Origin of the sequence: Micromonospora sp. WMMD735 (genome assembly GCF_049178995.1) — a bacterium.
Lineage (GTDB): Bacteria > Actinomycetota > Actinomycetes > Mycobacteriales > Micromonosporaceae > Micromonospora > Micromonospora wenchangensis.
The window spans coordinates 3,691,202-3,706,500 of sequence record NZ_JBMHMJ010000002.1; the positions used below are offsets into that span (position 1 = coordinate 3,691,202).

The 15,299-nt window shown below is 71.6% G+C and carries 15 protein-coding genes; 10 read left to right on the forward strand and 5 right to left on the reverse strand.

Going from position 1 to position 15,299, the window contains the following annotated elements:
• Positions 1 to 396: 396 nt before the first annotated feature.
• From murQ to ACN268_RS15655, 3 genes are all read right to left on the reverse strand, one after another.
• On the reverse strand, positions 397 to 1,371 hold the full coding sequence (gene murQ, locus ACN268_RS15645; RefSeq protein WP_421483827.1) for an N-acetylmuramic acid 6-phosphate etherase: 975 nt from the start codon (positions 1,369 to 1,371) through the stop codon (positions 397 to 399).
• Positions 1,368 to 2,282 carry a MurR/RpiR family transcriptional regulator gene (locus tag ACN268_RS15650; RefSeq protein WP_204928089.1) on the reverse strand — a complete coding sequence of 305 codons (915 nt, stop codon included), beginning with the start codon at positions 2,280 to 2,282 and terminating at the stop codon, positions 1,368 to 1,370. The genes murQ and ACN268_RS15650 overlap by 4 nt, the downstream gene beginning before the upstream one ends.
• A gap of 148 nt (positions 2,283 to 2,430) precedes the next feature.
• Positions 2,431 to 3,198, reverse strand: coding sequence for a dTMP kinase (locus ACN268_RS15655; protein ID WP_421483828.1), 768 nt, complete (start codon positions 3,196 to 3,198; stop codon positions 2,431 to 2,433).
• Between the two features lie 127 nt (positions 3,199 to 3,325).
• Between ACN268_RS15655 and ACN268_RS15660 the strand changes: the two genes are divergently transcribed.
• The 5 genes from ACN268_RS15660 (at position 3,326) to ACN268_RS15680 (ending at position 5,759) form a co-directional block, all read left to right on the forward strand.
• Positions 3,326 to 3,931 (forward strand): nucleotidyltransferase, encoded by a 606-nt coding sequence (locus ACN268_RS15660; RefSeq protein ID WP_421483829.1) that lies wholly within the window; start codon positions 3,326 to 3,328, stop codon positions 3,929 to 3,931.
• On the forward strand, positions 3,928 to 4,194 hold the full coding sequence (locus tag ACN268_RS15665; RefSeq protein WP_204928092.1) for a hypothetical protein: 267 nt from the start codon (positions 3,928 to 3,930) through the stop codon (positions 4,192 to 4,194). The genes ACN268_RS15660 and ACN268_RS15665 overlap by 4 nt, the downstream gene beginning before the upstream one ends.
• Before the next feature lie 10 nt (positions 4,195 to 4,204).
• Positions 4,205 to 4,930 carry a metallophosphoesterase family protein gene (locus ACN268_RS15670; RefSeq protein ID WP_357927978.1) on the forward strand — a complete coding sequence of 242 codons (726 nt, stop codon included), beginning with the start codon at positions 4,205 to 4,207 and terminating at the stop codon, positions 4,928 to 4,930.
• Positions 4,931 to 4,972: 42 nt separating this feature from the next.
• Positions 4,973 to 5,116, forward strand: a complete 144-nt coding sequence (locus tag ACN268_RS15675) for a GPGG-motif small membrane protein (protein ID WP_007464364.1) — start codon at positions 4,973 to 4,975, stop codon at positions 5,114 to 5,116.
• Between the two features lie 148 nt (positions 5,117 to 5,264).
• Entirely contained in the window at positions 5,265 to 5,759 is a 495-nt protein-coding gene (locus ACN268_RS15680) for a TspO/MBR family protein (protein ID WP_421483830.1), read from the forward strand.
• A 37-nt stretch (positions 5,760 to 5,796) separates the two neighbouring features.
• Here ACN268_RS15680 and ACN268_RS15685 read toward each other — a convergent pair whose 3' ends face one another.
• The gene (locus tag ACN268_RS15685) at positions 5,797 to 6,564 is read right to left on the reverse strand and encodes a peptidoglycan DD-metalloendopeptidase family protein (RefSeq protein WP_421483831.1); all 768 of its coding nucleotides are present in this window, start codon (positions 6,562 to 6,564) and stop codon (positions 5,797 to 5,799) included.
• A gap of 276 nt (positions 6,565 to 6,840) precedes the next feature.
• Here ACN268_RS15685 and ACN268_RS15690 point away from each other — a divergent pair, with 276 nt between their 5' ends.
• The 5 genes from ACN268_RS15690 to ACN268_RS15710 all read left to right on the forward strand — a co-directional run bounded on the left by ACN268_RS15690 (position 6,841) and on the right by ACN268_RS15710 (position 13,138).
• The gene (locus tag ACN268_RS15690; RefSeq protein WP_204928095.1) at positions 6,841 to 8,181 is read left to right on the forward strand and encodes an ABC transporter substrate-binding protein; all 1,341 of its coding nucleotides are present in this window, start codon (positions 6,841 to 6,843) and stop codon (positions 8,179 to 8,181) included.
• 76 nt (positions 8,182 to 8,257) lie between these two features.
• A complete protein-coding gene (locus tag ACN268_RS15695; RefSeq protein ID WP_421483832.1) occupies positions 8,258 to 9,307 on the forward strand; it encodes a carbohydrate ABC transporter permease in 1,050 nt (349 codons plus the stop codon).
• A gap of 1 nt (position 9,308) precedes the next feature.
• Positions 9,309 to 10,274, forward strand: a complete 966-nt coding sequence (locus ACN268_RS15700; RefSeq protein WP_204928097.1) for a carbohydrate ABC transporter permease — start codon at positions 9,309 to 9,311, stop codon at positions 10,272 to 10,274.
• Between the two features lie 69 nt (positions 10,275 to 10,343).
• Positions 10,344 to 11,417 carry a LacI family DNA-binding transcriptional regulator gene (locus ACN268_RS15705; RefSeq protein WP_421483833.1) on the forward strand — a complete coding sequence of 358 codons (1,074 nt, stop codon included), beginning with the start codon at positions 10,344 to 10,346 and terminating at the stop codon, positions 11,415 to 11,417.
• 47 nt (positions 11,418 to 11,464) lie between these two features.
• On the forward strand, positions 11,465 to 13,138 hold the full coding sequence (locus ACN268_RS15710) for a glycoside hydrolase family 13 protein (protein WP_421486907.1): 1,674 nt from the start codon (positions 11,465 to 11,467) through the stop codon (positions 13,136 to 13,138).
• 642 nt (positions 13,139 to 13,780) lie between these two features.
• Here ACN268_RS15710 and ACN268_RS15715 read toward each other — a convergent pair.
• Complete coding sequence (locus ACN268_RS15715) at positions 13,781 to 15,193, reverse strand: MFS transporter (protein WP_421483834.1); 1,413 nt, start codon at positions 15,191 to 15,193, stop codon at positions 13,781 to 13,783.
• Positions 15,194 to 15,299: the final 106 nt, after the last annotated feature.

The window sequence follows — 15,299 nt, forward strand, 5'->3', positions numbered from 1 at the left end:
AGACGGGTCGGGGATTCCATGTCGTGAGTCGAAAGTGTCACGAATGCCTGAGTACCAGCTGAAAGCCCGGTCCACGTTTGCTGTCAGCGGCCCCGTGGGGCCGGCTGCCGGCTGCGCGATCGCCGCTGGTCGGCACGGTTGTCGGCGGTGGTACGCCGGGCCCCGCGTCATTGCGGCGCCCCGGTAAACCGCGATCCTCGTCACCGTCCGGCTGCGACCGGAGTCACTGCCAGATACGGGCCGGTGGACCGGTCGGTTCACCAGGCGGTCCTGGATTACCCCACGCCCCGAACAACAATCCGTGGCGTGGCGGACGTCCCGGCGACACGGTGTTCTGTGTCACCCCCGCAGGGTGACACCCCCGCGCACCCTCGGCAGGGTCGGCCGGCGGGGCGGTCAGGAGGCGAGCAGGGCGATGGCACCCCGGACCTGGTGCGCGGTCCGGGCCAGCGCGGCGCGGGCCGCGTCGGTCCCGGCCCCGGACAGCAGCGAGACCAGTGCCGTCTTCAGGTCGCCGTCGGCCTCGTGCAGAGCCCGCCGGGAGACCTCCTCGGAGCAGCCGGTCGCCTCGATCAGAATGGAGATCATCCGGCCCCGCAGCTTGGCGTTGGTGGCCACCATATCGATCATGAGGTTGGAGTAGACCCGACCCAGCCGCACCATCACCGCCGTGGAGAAGGTGTTCAGCACCAGCTTCTGCGCGGTGCCCGCCTTCATCCGGGTCGAGCCGGTCACCACCTCGGGACCGGTGTCGACCCCGATGACCACGTCGACCCCGGCCGCCGCCCGGACCTCCGGATTGGCGCACAGCAGCACGGTCGCGGCCCCCCGCTGCCGGGCCGCGTCGAGTGCGCCCAGGACGTACGGGGTGCGTCCGCTCGCCGCCAGCCCCACCACCAGGTCCCCGGCGGTGACGCACCTGGCGGCCTCGTCGGCCCCGCCGGCCAGGTCGTCCTCGGCGTCCTCCACGGCCTGCCACATCGCGTCCGGCCCGCCGGCCAGGTGGGCGCAGAACCAGCCGCGCGGGGAGTTGAAGGTGGGGGCCAGCTCGGCGGCGTCGATCACCCCGAGGCGGCCGGACGTGCCCGCCCCGAAGTAGTGCACCCGGTGACCGCCGCGCAGTGCGGTCACCGCGAGGTCGACGGTCACCGCGATCTCGTCCAGGACGGCGGCCACCGCCGCCGGCACCCGCCGGTCGGCGTCGTTGATCACGGTGAGCACGTCCCGGGTCGACATCAGGTCGAGGTCGGTGCTGTGCGGGTTGCGCTGTTCGGTCGGGGCCCCGACGCGGACCACCGGCCGCAGGTCGACCACGCCCTCGCCGCCCCGCTGCCCCACCACGTCGTCCGGCCCGACCCGACCGGCGGTCACGAGCGCCTCCGACCGCCGCCGACCCGGCGTGTTCGCACCGCCTCGGCGGTGACCTCCAGCGCCCGCCGGGTCCGGGTCCGGTTCCGGGCGGCCACCCCGACGAAGAGGCAGTCCACCACGGTGAGCTGGGCGAGCCGGCTGGCCATCGCCCCGGACCGGTAGGTCGTCTCGCGGGCGGCGGTGGTGAGGACGAAGTCGGCCCGTTCGGTGATCGGCGAGCGGGGGAAGTTGGTCAGCGCGACGGTGACCGCCCCCCGGGAGCGGGCCTGTTCGAGCACCTCGATCACGTCGGAGGTGGTGCCGCTGTGCGAGATGCCGATCGCCACGTCGCCCCTGCCGAGCAGGGCGGCGGAGGTCAGCGCGGTATGCACGTCGGGGAAGGAGAACGCCACCCGACCGATGCGGTGCAGCTTCTGCTGGAAGTCCGAGGCGACGAACCCGCTCGCGCCGGCACCGTAGACCTCGATCCGGCCGGCGCTGACGATCGCCTCGACGACCTGCTCGCAGACGGCCGGGTCGAGCTGCTCGGCGGTCTCCTCGACGGCCCGCGCGTCGTTGAAGGAGATGGTGGCGATGATCTGGGCCAGGTCGGCACCGGGCGGGATGTCCCCGCCGACCACCCGGGCGTCCGGCGGCTCGATGCGGCGCGCGGCCTCGGCGGCGAGCCGGATCCGCAACTGCGGGTAGCCGTCCATGCCGACGGACCGGCAGAACCGGATGACGGTGGCCTCGGAGGTCTCGGCGGCGGTGGCGAGGTCGGTGATCGTCCGTCGGGCGGCATCGGCCGGGTCGGCGACGACCAGTCGGGCGACCCGCTGCTCGGCGGGGGACAGCGACGGGAGCAGGCCACTGATGTGGACGATGAGTCCACCCGGCTCGTGACTCGCGGAAATCTTCGGACTTTTCGCCACGGATGAAACTTACTTTCATGAGCCGCGAGCGTCAACCACGACCGCGCGTATCCGACAGGAAGTATCCCCCGCTCCGGGGGCGTGCCGGCCCAGACTCCCAGTTGCGCAGCCTGACGCGCCTCGGCCGGTCCGGTGGAATCGGCTCGGTCTACGGGCGGGTCTGCGCGGCGACCGGCTCGCGGGGCCCGCCAGCGGCCTGCGGGGTGGACGGTCCGGTGCCGTCCGGCGCATCATCGACGACCGGCCCGGCCTCCTCCGGCGGCAACCAGCGCGCCAGGTGCGCGCGGATCCGCCGGGACACCTCGTCGGGCCCGCCGCCGGCATCGACCACCACGAAACCCGGGTACTCGGGCAGCGACCGGTAGGCCGCGTCGGCGGCGGTCAGCCAACCCATCGTCTCGTGGTCCTCGCCCCGCCGCTCGATCCGCCGGTACGCCTCGACCGGGTCGACCGCGAGCAGGAAGGTGACCTGTGGTGCGGGGAAGACCCGGTAGCCGGCCCGGGCCAGCCGCTCCCACCGCTGCCCACCGTGCGCCCGGATGCTGGCGTACTGGCAGGCGGAGTAGCGGTCCATCACGGCGGTACGGCCGGTCACCAGGCAACTGAGCAGCGCGGCGGCGATCGCCAGCCAGCGCAGCACGGACTCCACCGCGAGCATCCCGTCCCGGCCCACCAGCAGCTGCGCGTCGGCCCGGCCGAACCGGGCGGCGAGCCGGCCCAGCCAGCGCCGGCCGCCCGCGTTGCGGTGGTAGGTGGCGGGTCGCCCGGCCGAGGTGAGGGCGGCGGCGAGCCGGTACGCCTGGGTGGTCTTGCCGGAACCGTCGATGCCGATCAGCGCGACGCGCCGCAGTCGGGTCCCACCGTCGGTCGCGCGCCGCGATCTGGCCACCCTGCCCAGGATATCCGACCGGCGCATCCCGCCCGTCCGGTCGATGCCCGGACGGGCGCGATGACCGGACCGGCACGCCCGGCAGGTGTGGGCGGGCGGACCGCCGGGTACGCAACGTCATTTCCCACCGACCGTTCACGACGGGAGAGACCAGATGGCCGAGCGCGGGGACGTCAGCCTCCTGCACACCCTCAAGCGGGTCGCCGCCGTGCTCAAGCAGAACGAGATCCCCTTCGCCCTCGGCGGCAGCTTCGCCGTCTACGCCCACGGCGGCCACTCCAGCGAGCACGACGTGGACTTCCTGCTCCAGGAGGCGGACGTCGAGCGGGCCCTGCAGGCGCTGACCGACGAGGGCTTCACCGCCGAGCGCCCGCCGGAGGACTGGCTGGTCAAGGTCTACGACGACGGGCGGATGGTGGACCTGATCCACCGGCCGGTGGAGACCCCGGTGACCCGCGAGACCCTCGCCGACACGGTGGTCCGCCCGGTGGACGCCATCCGCATGCCGGTGCTCTCGGCGACCCGGCTGATGGTGCACAAGCTGCTCAGCTTCTCCCAGCACTACTGCGACTTCGCCCGGGGGCTGCCGCTGGCCCGGTCGCTGCGCGAACAGATCGACTGGGAGCGGGTACGCAAGGAGACCCAGCACTCGCCGTACGCCGAAGCGTTCCTGATGCTGCTGGACCGGCTCGACGTCGTCCCGTACGGGGGCACGCCGGTGCCGTACGCCCGCATCCCCGAGGGAAGGGAGACCCCGTGACCGAGCACAGCGCCGGCCCGCCGGACGCCTACGTCGAGGCGGAGATCCAACGGCTGCTGACCGAGGACCCGGACGTCGCCGAGCAGGGCATCACCGTGGTCCGCCGGGAACCGGGACTGGTCCTCACCGGCGAGGTGGAGAGCCCGCAGCGCCGGGCGGAGATCCTGCGCCGGGTGGCCGAACGGTTCCCCGACGAGGCGATCACCAGCGACATCGGGGTGATCCGCACCCAGGCGCCGGTGCAGGTCGAGGAGCTGCCGTGAGGAGGACCCGATGATCCGGATCGCCGCGGTCGGCGACGTGCACCTGGACGCCGACGTGCTGGGCCGGTTCCGCCCGGCCCTGGAGGAGCTGCCCGACTGCGCCGACGTGCTGCTGCTCGCCGGCGACCTGACCCGGCACGGCACCGAGGCCGAGGCGCGCTGCGTCGCCGAGGAGTTCGGCGGGCTCGGGGTGCCGGTGGTCACCGTGCTGGGCAACCACGACCACCAGTGCGACCAGGTGCCGCAGGTGGTCAAGGTGCTGGAGGATGCCGGGATCACCGTGCTGGAGGGGACCGGGACGGTGCTGGAGTGCCCCGGCGGCCGGCTCGGGGTGGCCGGCGTCAAGGGCTTCGGCGGCGGGTTCGCCGGGCGGTGCGCCAGCGACTTCGGCGAGCCGGAGATGAAGTCGTTCGTCCGGACCAGCAACGAGAGCGCGGCGGCGTTGGGCGAGGCGCTGCGCGGGCTGGACTGCGACCTGCTCGTCGCGCTGACCCACTACGCCCCGGTGCCGGACACCCTGGCCGGCGAGCCGCTGGAGATCTACCCGTTCCTCGGGTCGTACCAGCTCGGTCAGGCGATCGACTCGGCGCCGACCGCGCTCGCCCTGCACGGGCACGCGCACGCCGGCAGCGAACGTGGTGTCACCCCGGGCGGGGTACGCGTACGCAACGTCGCCCATCCGGTGATCAAACAGGCGTACAGCGTCTTCCACCTCGGCGGTGATCAGATCGACTGAGAAGCAGGTTTTCGGAATCGGGACGCCGGGTATTCAGCAGCCATGGAGCTGATTCTCTGGATTCTCGCAGTCGTACTCGTGGTCGCCGGCATCCTCGCGCTGTTCCGCCGGCAGATCCTGTGGGGCATCGTCCTCATCGTCGTCGGCCTTCTGGTCGGCCCGGGTGGTGTCAGCATCTTCAATTGACGCCGGTACCCGCACCTGACCCGCCGGGGTCGTCGCCCCCGGAAGCTCCGTCCTCCCAGACAGGAGCATCCGGCACCGACGACCCCGGCGCTGTGCTGTCCGGGGCCGCAACGGGTTTGGGATCGCGTACCCGGGAAATATCTTGACCATGGAGATAACCCGGAGCGACCGGCGGACCGGCACGGCGCGAACCTGGTGGGTGCTGCTCGGCTTCGGCGCGGCCGTCGCGGTCGCCGCCGCGATCGGCGGGTTGGGGGTGTCCGGCACCCGCGACGAGTACGCCTCGCTCCAGCAGCCGGCCTGGGCCCCGCCGGGTTGGCTGTTCGGCCCGGTCTGGACCGTGTTGTACGCGCTGATCGCGGTCGCCGGCTGGCTGGTCTGGCGGCGGGTCGGCTTCGGCCCGGCGCTGTGGGCGTGGACGGTCCAGCTGGTGCTCAACGCGATCTGGACCCCGCTGTTCTTCGGCGCGGGACGCTACGGCCTGGCCTTCGCCGAGATCGTGCTGATGTGGCTGGCGATCGCGGTGACGGTGGTCGCCTTCTGGCGGGTCCGGCGGCCGGCGGCGGCCCTGCTGCTGCCCTACTGGGCCTGGGTCACCTTCGCCGCCGCGTTGAACTTCTCGATCTGGCGGCTCAACGGCTGACCGGGCACCGGGCCCGGCGGCCCGGTGCCCGACGGGGTCAGCAGCGGGGCACGTTGGGGATGTAGCCGTCGTGGCCGGTGTAGACGTAGGCGTCGGCGATGAACCGGCCGGAGCCGATCCGGTCCCAGATCGAGCTGGTGCCGAAGGTGCCGGTGACCGTGGTGCCGCTGGTCTGGCAGCCGATGGTGACCGTGGCGCCGTCGGCGACCGTGCCGACCGACGCGTAGCCGGTGCCCGGCCCGGAGCGCACGGTCAGCGGGGAGCCGGCGGTGTCGACCGTGCCCGACCCGGTGCCGCTGGAGCAGCCGTTGCCGCTGGTGTACGTCTTGGTGCCCCAGTACAGCGCGAGCGTGCCGTTGAACTTGACCTTGATGTCGTCGCCGTTGAGGCGCTGCTCGTAGTGCAGGTGCGGGCCGGTGGAGCCGCCGGTGCTACCGACCCAGCCGATCACCTTGCCGTAGCCGACCTTCTGGCCGACCGAGACGTTGAAGCCGTTGAGGTGGGCGTAGTAGGTCGTGTAGCCGCCGCCGTGGTCGATCCGGACGTACTTGCCGTAGCTCGTGCCACCGAGGTCGGTGACCCGGTCGACGGTGCCCGGGGCACTGGCGACCACCGGATCGCCCTGGTCGTCGGTGCGGTTGAAGTCGATCGCGTTCGCCGGGCTGTGGTCCGACCGGGTCTGACCCGACCAGGACTGGTTGCAGGGGAAGGGCACCTTGAACGTGGGCGCGGCCCAGGCCGGACCGGCCGGGACCAGGGTCCCGGTGACCAACAGGGCCGCCAGCAGGCTCCACCGTCTGCGCACCGCACACCTCCGATGTCGAGATCCTTCAATGTCTTGCGTTGAGGGTGGCAGATATCGCCATCGATGCCAACCCGCGCCTACCCCTGTCGACCCCTACTCGGTGAGCACGGGTGGGAGCGCCTCCACCTGCGATGAGGGGATTTCGGGATTGTTACCGGGCCGTGTCCGCCAGGGGGTGGACCGATCGGCATGCAAGCGCTTACATGTGGGGACGACTCATCGGACCGGCGTCGGGTTCCCCCACCTGTGGGCGCGCCGGCAAGGAAGGAGAACGGCATGGCGTTTGCCAGATCACGCCAGGCTCTCGCGATCGCCGGCGTGCTGGGGCTGGCGCTCGGCGCCGCCGCCTGTGGCACCGGCAACGACAAGAAGAGCAGCAACGCGGGTTCGGCCGAATGCGCCGCATACGAGAAGTACGGTGACAACGACGGCAAGAAGGTCACGATCTACTCGTCGATCCGGGACATCGAGGCCGACCGGCTGGCCCAGTCCTGGAAGCAGTTCGAGGACTGCACCGGCATCGAGATCGACCACGAGGGCTCCGGCGAGTTCGAGGCCCAGCTCCCCGTCCGGGTGCAGGGCGGCAACGCGCCCGACCTGGCCTTCATCCCGCAGCCGGGCCTGGTCAAGCGGTTCGTCGACGGCGGCAACCTCAAGCCCGTCGCCGCCGCCACCAAGACCGAGGCCGAGGCGAACTTCTCCCCCGACTGGCTGAAGTACACCACCATCAACGGCCAGTTCTACGGCGCCCCGCTGGGCTCGAACGTCAAGTCGTTCGTCTGGTACTCGCCGAAGACCTTCAAGGAGAAGGGCTGGGCGGTCCCCACCACCTGGGACGAGCTGATCAAGCTCTCCGACACGATCGCGGCCAGCGGCACCAAGCCGTGGTGCGCCGGCATCGAGTCCGGTGACGCCACCGGCTGGCCGGCCACCGACTGGATCGAGGACGTGCTGCTGCGTACGGCCGGGCCCGAGGTCTACGACCAGTGGACCACCCACGGCATCCCGTTCAACAGCCCGCAGGTCGCCGACGCCCTCAACCGGGCCGGCACCATCCTCAAGAACGACAAGTACGTCAACGGCGGCTTCGGCGGCGTGAAGAGCATCGCCACCACCTCCTTCCAGGAGGCCGGCGTGCCGATCACCACCGGCAAGTGCGCCCTGCACCGGCAGGCGTCCTTCTACGCCAACCAGTGGCCCGAGGGCACCAAGGTGGCCGAGGACGGCGACGTCTTCGCGTTCTACTTCCCGTCGATCGACGCGGCCAAGGGCAAGCCGGTGCTGGGTGGCGGCGAGTTCGTCGCGGCCTTCACCGACCGTCCCGAGGTCCAGGCGGTGCAGACCTACCTCGCCTCCGGCGAGTACGCCAACAGCCGCGCCAAGATCGGTGACTGGGTGTCGGCGAACAAGAAGCTCGACCTGGCCAACGTCCCGAACCCGGTGGACAAGCTCTCCGTGGGCATCCTCCAGGACCCGAAGACCGTCTTCCGCTTCGACGGCTCCGACCTGATGCCGGCCGCGGTCGGCAACGGCACCTTCTGGAAGGGCATGGTCGACTGGATCAACGGCAAGGACACCACCACGGTGCTGAACGGCATCGAGAACAGCTGGAAGTGATCTGAGACGGGTGGCCCGGTCCGCACGGTGCGGACCGGGCCACCCGTCGGATACGAACCCTTGAGAGGGAGGGTCGATGGAGTTCGACTTCGCTGAGGAACAGCCGAAGTTCCTCATGCTGATGTACGGGCTGATCGCTTTCGTCGCGGTGGTGGGCGGTCTGCTCCTGCTCCTCGACGTGGTGCCGGCCTGGTTCGCCCGCCGTCGGGAGGCGCAGCTGGTCGCCGCCTCGACCGGTGGCGGCCCCCTGCCCCGCCGACGCAAGCCGAGGGAGGGCCTGTTCGCGCTCTTCTTCCTGCTGCCGACGCTGCTGCTGCTCTCCGTCGGGCTGGTGGTGCCGGCGCTGCGCACCGTGCTGCTCTCCTTCATGGACGCCGGCAGCAACGACTGGGTGGGACTGCGCAACTACGGCTGGATGTTCTCCGAGGACTCGATCGTCCGGGTGCTGCTCAACACCCTGATCTGGGTGCTGCTGGTGCCGCTGGTGGCCACCACGTTCGGCCTGCTCTACGCCGTGATGGTGGACAAGGCCCGGTTCGAGTCCATCGCCAAGTCACTGATCTTCCTGCCGATGGCGATCTCGTTCGTCGGGGCCAGCATCATCTGGAAGTTCGTCTACGCCTACCGCAGCGAGGAGCAGGACCAGATCGGCCTGCTCAACCAGATCGTGGTCAGCCTCGGCGGTGAACCCCGGCAGTGGCTGCTCGACTCACCGCTGAACACCTTCCTGCTCATCGTGATCATGGTGTGGATCCAGGCCGGTTTCGCCATGGTCGTGCTCTCCGCCGCGATCAAGGCGATCCCGGCGGACATCGTCGAGGCGGCCCGCCTCGACGGGGTCAGCCCGTGGCAGATGTTCTGGCAGATCACCATGCCGAGCATCCGGCCCGCGCTGATCGTGGTCGTGGTGACCCTGTCGATCGCCACGCTGAAGGTCTTCGACATCGTCCGGACCGCCACCAACGGCAACTACGACACCAGCGTGATCGCCAACGAGATGTACAACCAGGCGTTCCGGTACGGCGAGAACGGGCAGGGCTCCGCCCTGGCGGTCTTCCTCTTCATCCTGGTGATCCCGATCGTGATCTACCAGATCCGCAACCTGCGTCAACAGCGGGAGGGCTGAGATGACCACCGCCACGCCCACCGTCGGAGCCGGGGCCCAGGCCACCGGGAAGCCGACGAGCACCGCCGGCCGGGTCCGTAGCCGGCTCAACAGCCGTACGGCCACCCTGGTCTCGATCGTCATCGCGCTGCTCTGGACGATCCCGACGTTCGGCCTGTTCGTCTCCTCGTTCCGGCCCGAGGCCGAGATCAAGTCCACCGGGTGGTGGACCTTCTTCACCGACCCGCAGTTCACCCTGGAGAACTACCAGGACGTCCTGTTCGGCTCCTCCTCGTCGTCGGGTCAGCTGGCCAGCTACTTCATCAACTCGCTGGCCATCACCATCCCGTCGGTGCTCTTCCCGCTGGCGTTCGCCTCACTCGCCGCGTACGCGTTGGCCTGGATCAACTTCCGGGGACGGGACTGGCTCTACATCGCGATCTTCGCGATGCAGATCGTGCCGTTGCAGATGGCCCTGGTGCCGCTGCTGAAGTTCTTCTCCACCGGGGTCACCCTCGCCGGCGTCCAGCTCATGCCGGCCTGGAACCTGGTGGACGAGCAGAAGTTCGCCCAGGTGTGGTTCGCGCACACCTGCTTCGCCCTGCCCTTCGCGGTGTTCCTGCTGCACAACTTCATCTCGCAGCTCCCCCGGGACCTGATGGAGGCGGCCCGGGTCGACGGGGCCACCCACCCCAAGATCTTCCGCACCATCGTGCTGCCGCTGATCACCCCGGCGCTGGCGGCGTTCGGCATCTTCCAGTTCCTCTGGGTCTGGAACGACCTGCTGGTCGCGCTGATCTTCGCCGGTGGCGGCAACGAGACCGCCCCGCTCACCGTGCGCCTGGCCGAGATGGCCGGCACCCGGGGCAACGAGTGGCAGCGGCTCACCGCGGGCGCGTTCGTCTCGATCGTCGTACCGCTGGTGGTGTTCCTGTCGTTGCAGCGCTTCTTCGTGCGTGGCCTGCTCGCCGGGAGCGTCAAGGGTTGACGGCCGTCCGTCGCCGCCCGGTGCTGCCGGGCGGCGACGGGGGTCGGCGCGGAGCGGGGGAACGACAGCGTGACGAGAATCGACGACGTGGCCCGGCTGGCCGGGGTCTCCACGGCCACGGTCTCCCGGGCGTTGCGCGGCCTGCCGACGGTGTCGGCCGCGACCCGCCGCCGGGTGCTCGCCGCCGCCGAACAGCTCCAGTACGCGGTCTCACCGAGCGCCTCCCGGCTGGCCGGTGGCCGCACCGGCACGGTCGCCGTGGTGGTGCCCCGGATCACCAGGTGGTTCTTCGGCACCGTCGTCGAGGCGGTCGAGGACTTCCTCCACCAGTCCGGCTACGACCTGCTGCTCTACAACCTCGGCGGGCGCGAGCAGGTGCGGCAACGGGTGCTGCGCACCGCCAACCTGCACAAGCGGGTGGACGCGATCATGCTGGTCGCCACCCCGCTGCGCCCGGCCGACCTGACCGCCCTGGCCGAGTTGCACCTGCCCGGCATCACGATCAGCTCCGGTAGCACCGTCCCCGGCTGGCCCTGCGTGCGGATCGACGACGTGGCCGCGGCGCGGACGGCCACCCGGCACCTGCTCGACCTGGGCCACCGACGGATCGCCCACATCTCCGGCGACCCCGACGACGAGCTGGCCTTCACCACCCACACCGACCGCCGCCGGGGCTACCAGGAGGCGCTGCGCCGCGCCGGGCTACGCCCCGACCCCCGCCTGGACATGGAGTCGCAGTTCACCATCGACGGCGGCAACCGGGCCACCGTCGAGCTGCTGGCCCGGGGCGAACCACCGACGGCGATCTTCGCCGCCTGCGACGAGATCGCGATGGGCGCGATGACCGCGCTGCGCGACGCCGGGCTGCGCGTCCCGCAGGACGTCAGCGTGATCGGCGTGGACGACCACGACCTGTCCGCCGTGCTCGGGTTGACCACCATCGCCCAACCCGCCGCCGAGCAGGGCCGGCTCGCCGCCCGGATGCTGCTCGACCCGCTGGGCGTCGCCGCCGCCGAGCCGGACGCCGGCCGGGTGCCGGCCCCGCGCGCAGCCGGGGCGGACGCCCCCGCGCCGCACCCGCCGGTGATCCTGCCCACTCGCCTGGTGGTACGGGAATCGACCGGCCCGCCCCGGGCAAACTGAACGGATTCGACCGCACGGCTCGACCGGCTCGACACAGGGAGAAGGCTCTGAACACCGACGCGAGGCAGCAGGAACAGTCCGTGGGCGTGGCACCCGGATGGTGGACCGAGGCCGTCATCTACCAGATCTATCCGCGTTCCTTCGCCGACTCCGACGGTGACGGCATCGGTGACCTGCCCGGCATCACCGCCCGGCTCGGTCACCTGGCCGAGCTGGGTGTCGACGCCGTCTGGCTGTCGCCGTTCTACCCGTCGCCGCAGGCCGACGCGGGCTACGACGTCGCCGACTACCGTGACGTCGACCCGCTGTTCGGCAGCCTGGCCGACGCCGACAGGTTGATCGCCGAAGCCCGCACGAAGGGTCTCAGGGTCATCGTCGACCTGGTCCCCAACCACACCTCGTCGGCGCACCGGTGGTTCCGGGCCGCCGTCGCCGCCGCCCCCGGCAGCCCCGAGCGGGGCCGGTACATCTTCCGCGACGGTCTCGGCCCGGACGGTGCGGAGCCCCCCAACGACTGGCAGAGCGTCTTCGGCGGCCCCGCCTGGACCCGGCTCGTCGAGCCCGACGGCCGGCCCGGCCAGTGGTACCTGCACCTGTTCGACACCGCCCAGCCGGACCTCAACTGGGACAACCCGGAGATCCGCGCCGAGTTCCTCGACGTGCTCCGGTTCTGGCTGGACCGGGGCGTCGACGGTTTCCGGGTGGACGTGGCGCACGGCCTGATCAAGCAGGCCGACCTGGCCAACTGGGAGGAGCCGCAGGAGATCCTCTCCGGCAACGAGGCGGACAAGCCGCGCCCGCCGATGTGGGACCAGGACGGCGTCCACGAGGTCTACCGCGAGTGGCGGCGGGTGCTGGACTCCTACGACGGCGACCGGATCCTCGTCGCCGAGGCGTGGGTGGAGCCGGCCGAACGGATCGCCCGCTACGTCCGCCCCGACGAGATGCACCAGGCGTTCAACTTCGAGTACCTGCTCGCCGCCTGGACGGCTCCCGCCCAGTATGCGGTGATCACCCGCTCGCTGGAGGCCACCGACGCGGTCGGGGCCCCCACCACCTGGGTGCTGTCCAACCACGACGTCATCCGGCACGCCTCCCGGCTGGGGCTGTCCGCCCAGGGCGGGCGGCCCAACGGCATCGGCATCGGCGACCCCCAGCCGGACGCCGCGCTGGGCCTGCGCCGGGGCCGGGCGGCCACCCTGCTGATGCTCGCCCTGCCCGGCTCGGCCTACCTCTACCAGGGTGAGGAGTTGGGGCTGCCGGAGCACACCACGCTGCCCGACGAGTCCCGGCAGGACCCGACCTGGGAACGCAGCGGCCACACCCAGCGCGGTCGGGACGGCTGCCGGGTGCCGATCCCGTGGGAGGCCGACGCCCCGTCGTACGGCTTCGGCCCGGCCGACGCCAGTTGGCTGCCGCAGCCGCCGCTGTGGGCCGAGTACGCCCTGGACCGGCAGCGGGGGGTGCCCGGTTCGACGTACGAGACCTACCGGACCGCGTTGCGGCTGCGCCGCGAGCACGCCCTGGGTCGGGGGACGCTGGAGTGGCTCTCCTCGGGCGACGAGGTGCTGAGTTTCCGCAACGGCGGGCTGACCGTGCTGACCAACTTCGGCACGGCCGCGGTGCCGCCGCCGGCCGGGGAGCTGCTGCACAGCAGCGCGCCGCTGGACGCCGACGGTCGGGTCCCCACCGACGTCACGGTCTGGGTGCGGCACTCCTGACCCACCCCCGGCCCTGAACTCCGGCCCCGGCCCCGGCGCCCAGCCGGTCCGGGGCCGGAGTTCGGACCCGGGCCGGGGTGGAGTTCGGACCGAGGGTCGGTTCAGACCGGACTTCGGACCGGACCGGGCCGGGGTGGCAGGGGTGGCCTGGTGGCAGGGGTGGCGGGGTGGCGGGGTGCCTGATGCTGATGCCGGGGGCGTGCCGGGGCCGGTGTGAGGCTGGCGGCAGGCCCCGGAGGGACACGGCGACCTTGGTAATGCTCTTCGCGTCCTTTCGAGCTGATGGCGTCAACGATTCACGGGGTGAGGTCACCGGCGACCCGGATCTGCGGCGAGCCGTCTCCCCGGGGCGGTGGTTCGGTCGTACCCGATCCCGCCCCTGGCGGTGATTCGTTGGCGTCATCAGCTCGAAAGGACCCGACCGAGGTATCCATCCCCGACAGCGACAGCTACCAGTTGCGCCGGACGGGGGCGGCACAAGGAGCTTGCGCACAGGCGACAGGCGCTGACAGCACGGACGCCCGCATGGCGACCGTCGATGCGGGAACGGGCAGCCCGGTACGACACCCACCCGACGTCAGACCAACCGACGCGAGACCAACCGGCGCAGAACCAGCCCGGGGCGGGGCCGGCACCAGCAGGTCAGTGGCGGTCGGCGCGGTCGTGCAGCAGGTCACCCACGGCGGCGATGTCGCCGGGCGACGTGCGGGAGGCCAGCCAGTACATCAGCCCGGTGGGGATGAAGAAGAGCTGGAACGCGGCCAGCCCGACGGCGTAGTTGAGCGGCGGCGGGAAGGCCGCCCGCAGCGCGTGGAAGGCCGCGCCGACCAGCCCGTTGCCGGCGGCCCGGCCGACCCCGTTGACCAGGTTGCCCAGGCTGTAGACGGTGCCCCGGTGCTCCGGCGGGTTGACGTCGGCGATCAGGGCGAACCAGTTCGGCGAGTTCGCCGAGGTCAACGCCAACGCGACGACGGCGGTGAGCAGGCTCAGCCCGACCGTCGGCTCAGTCACCACGCTGGCCAGCACGGCACCCACCACCGCACCGGTGCCGCCGCCGTCGGGCACGTCGATCCGGATCGGCACGAAGAACAACACCAGGTAGAACGGCAGCGCCGCGAGCACGCCGACCGCCGCGACCAGCGCCCTGCCCCGGGGGGTACGCCGTTGCAGCGCGTCCCCGGCCAGCCCGCCGACGATGGAGAACACCCCACCGAGCTGGAACAGGGTGGCGAAGACGCTGCCCACCACGACCGCCGTCGCCGTCGAGTAGCCCTGCTCCTGCGCCCGCTCGGCGAACAGCACCGGCAGCCACACCAGCGAACCGAACGCCGCCTGCGCGGTGAGGCCCTGCAGGATCAGCCACCGGTTGGTCCGTCGGCCCAGGATGCGCGGCAGGTCGGAGCGGGTGATCCGGTAGTCGTACTCGACACCGGCCTCGATCGCCGCGGCCAGCTCCGGTTCGCTCTGCCCGCGCCGGATGTCGTAGGTCAGCAGATAGGCCACCGTCGCGCCCAGACCGACGACGGTGAGCAGCAGGAACGGGCGTCGCCAGTCGGTCGCGCCGAGCAGCCCGCCGGTGAGCGTCCCGGCCAGGGTGCCGACCCCCTGCGACAGCCCCCAGAAGCTCATCACCAGCCCCCGGCGGCGCGGGGAGATCAGGTCGGTGACCACGGAGAACCCGACCGAGCCGACCGCGCCCAACCCGACCGCGGCCACCAGTTGCGCGGCGAGGAACGTCGGGAAGCCGGTGGCGAACGCGCTGCCCCCGGTGCCGGCCGCCCAGACCAGCGTGCCGACCATCAGCAGCGGCTTGCGGTTGGTCCGGTCGCCGACGTACGCCCAGGCCACCGCCGCGACCGCACTGACCAGGAAGCTCACCGCCGTGACCAGGCCGAGCATCCGCTGCGGTACGCCCAGCGCCCCGGAGATCGGCCCGTACAGCGGGGGCACCAGGCCGATCGCCACGTTGTCCAGGGAGGCGAGCACCACGAACACCACGACGCTGTAGAGGCGGTGCGCCGCGTTCCCGCGCCGGGAGATCCTGCTGCCGGTCATGTCCGGCAGCCAACCAGGTGCGCCTCCCGACCCGACGGGCACCCCCGCCGGGCGGGGCCACGCGGGCCGGGCCACGCGGGGCGGGACCGGCCGTCGGCCGGTGACC

Coding starts and splice junctions, on each gene's coding strand:
- ACN268_RS15680 (WP_421483830.1), top strand. CDS start 5,265: ATGGAGATAACCCGGAGCGACCGGCGGACCGGCACGGCGCGAACCTGG.
- ACN268_RS15675 (WP_007464364.1), top strand. CDS start 4,973: ATGGAGCTGATTCTCTGGATTCTCGCAGTCGTACTCGTGGTCGCCGGC.
- ACN268_RS15670 (WP_357927978.1), top strand. CDS start 4,205: ATGATCCGGATCGCCGCGGTCGGCGACGTGCACCTGGACGCCGACGTG.
- ACN268_RS15695 (WP_421483832.1), top strand. CDS start 8,258: ATGGAGTTCGACTTCGCTGAGGAACAGCCGAAGTTCCTCATGCTGATG.
- ACN268_RS15690 (WP_204928095.1), top strand. CDS start 6,841: ATGGCGTTTGCCAGATCACGCCAGGCTCTCGCGATCGCCGGCGTGCTG.
- ACN268_RS15655 (WP_421483828.1), bottom strand. CDS start 3,198: ATGCGCCGGTCGGATATCCTGGGCAGGGTGGCCAGATCGCGGCGCGCG.
- ACN268_RS15715 (WP_421483834.1), bottom strand. CDS start 15,193: ATGACCGGCAGCAGGATCTCCCGGCGCGGGAACGCGGCGCACCGCCTC.
- ACN268_RS15660 (WP_421483829.1), top strand. CDS start 3,326: ATGGCCGAGCGCGGGGACGTCAGCCTCCTGCACACCCTCAAGCGGGTC.
- ACN268_RS15700 (WP_204928097.1), top strand. CDS start 9,309: ATGACCACCGCCACGCCCACCGTCGGAGCCGGGGCCCAGGCCACCGGG.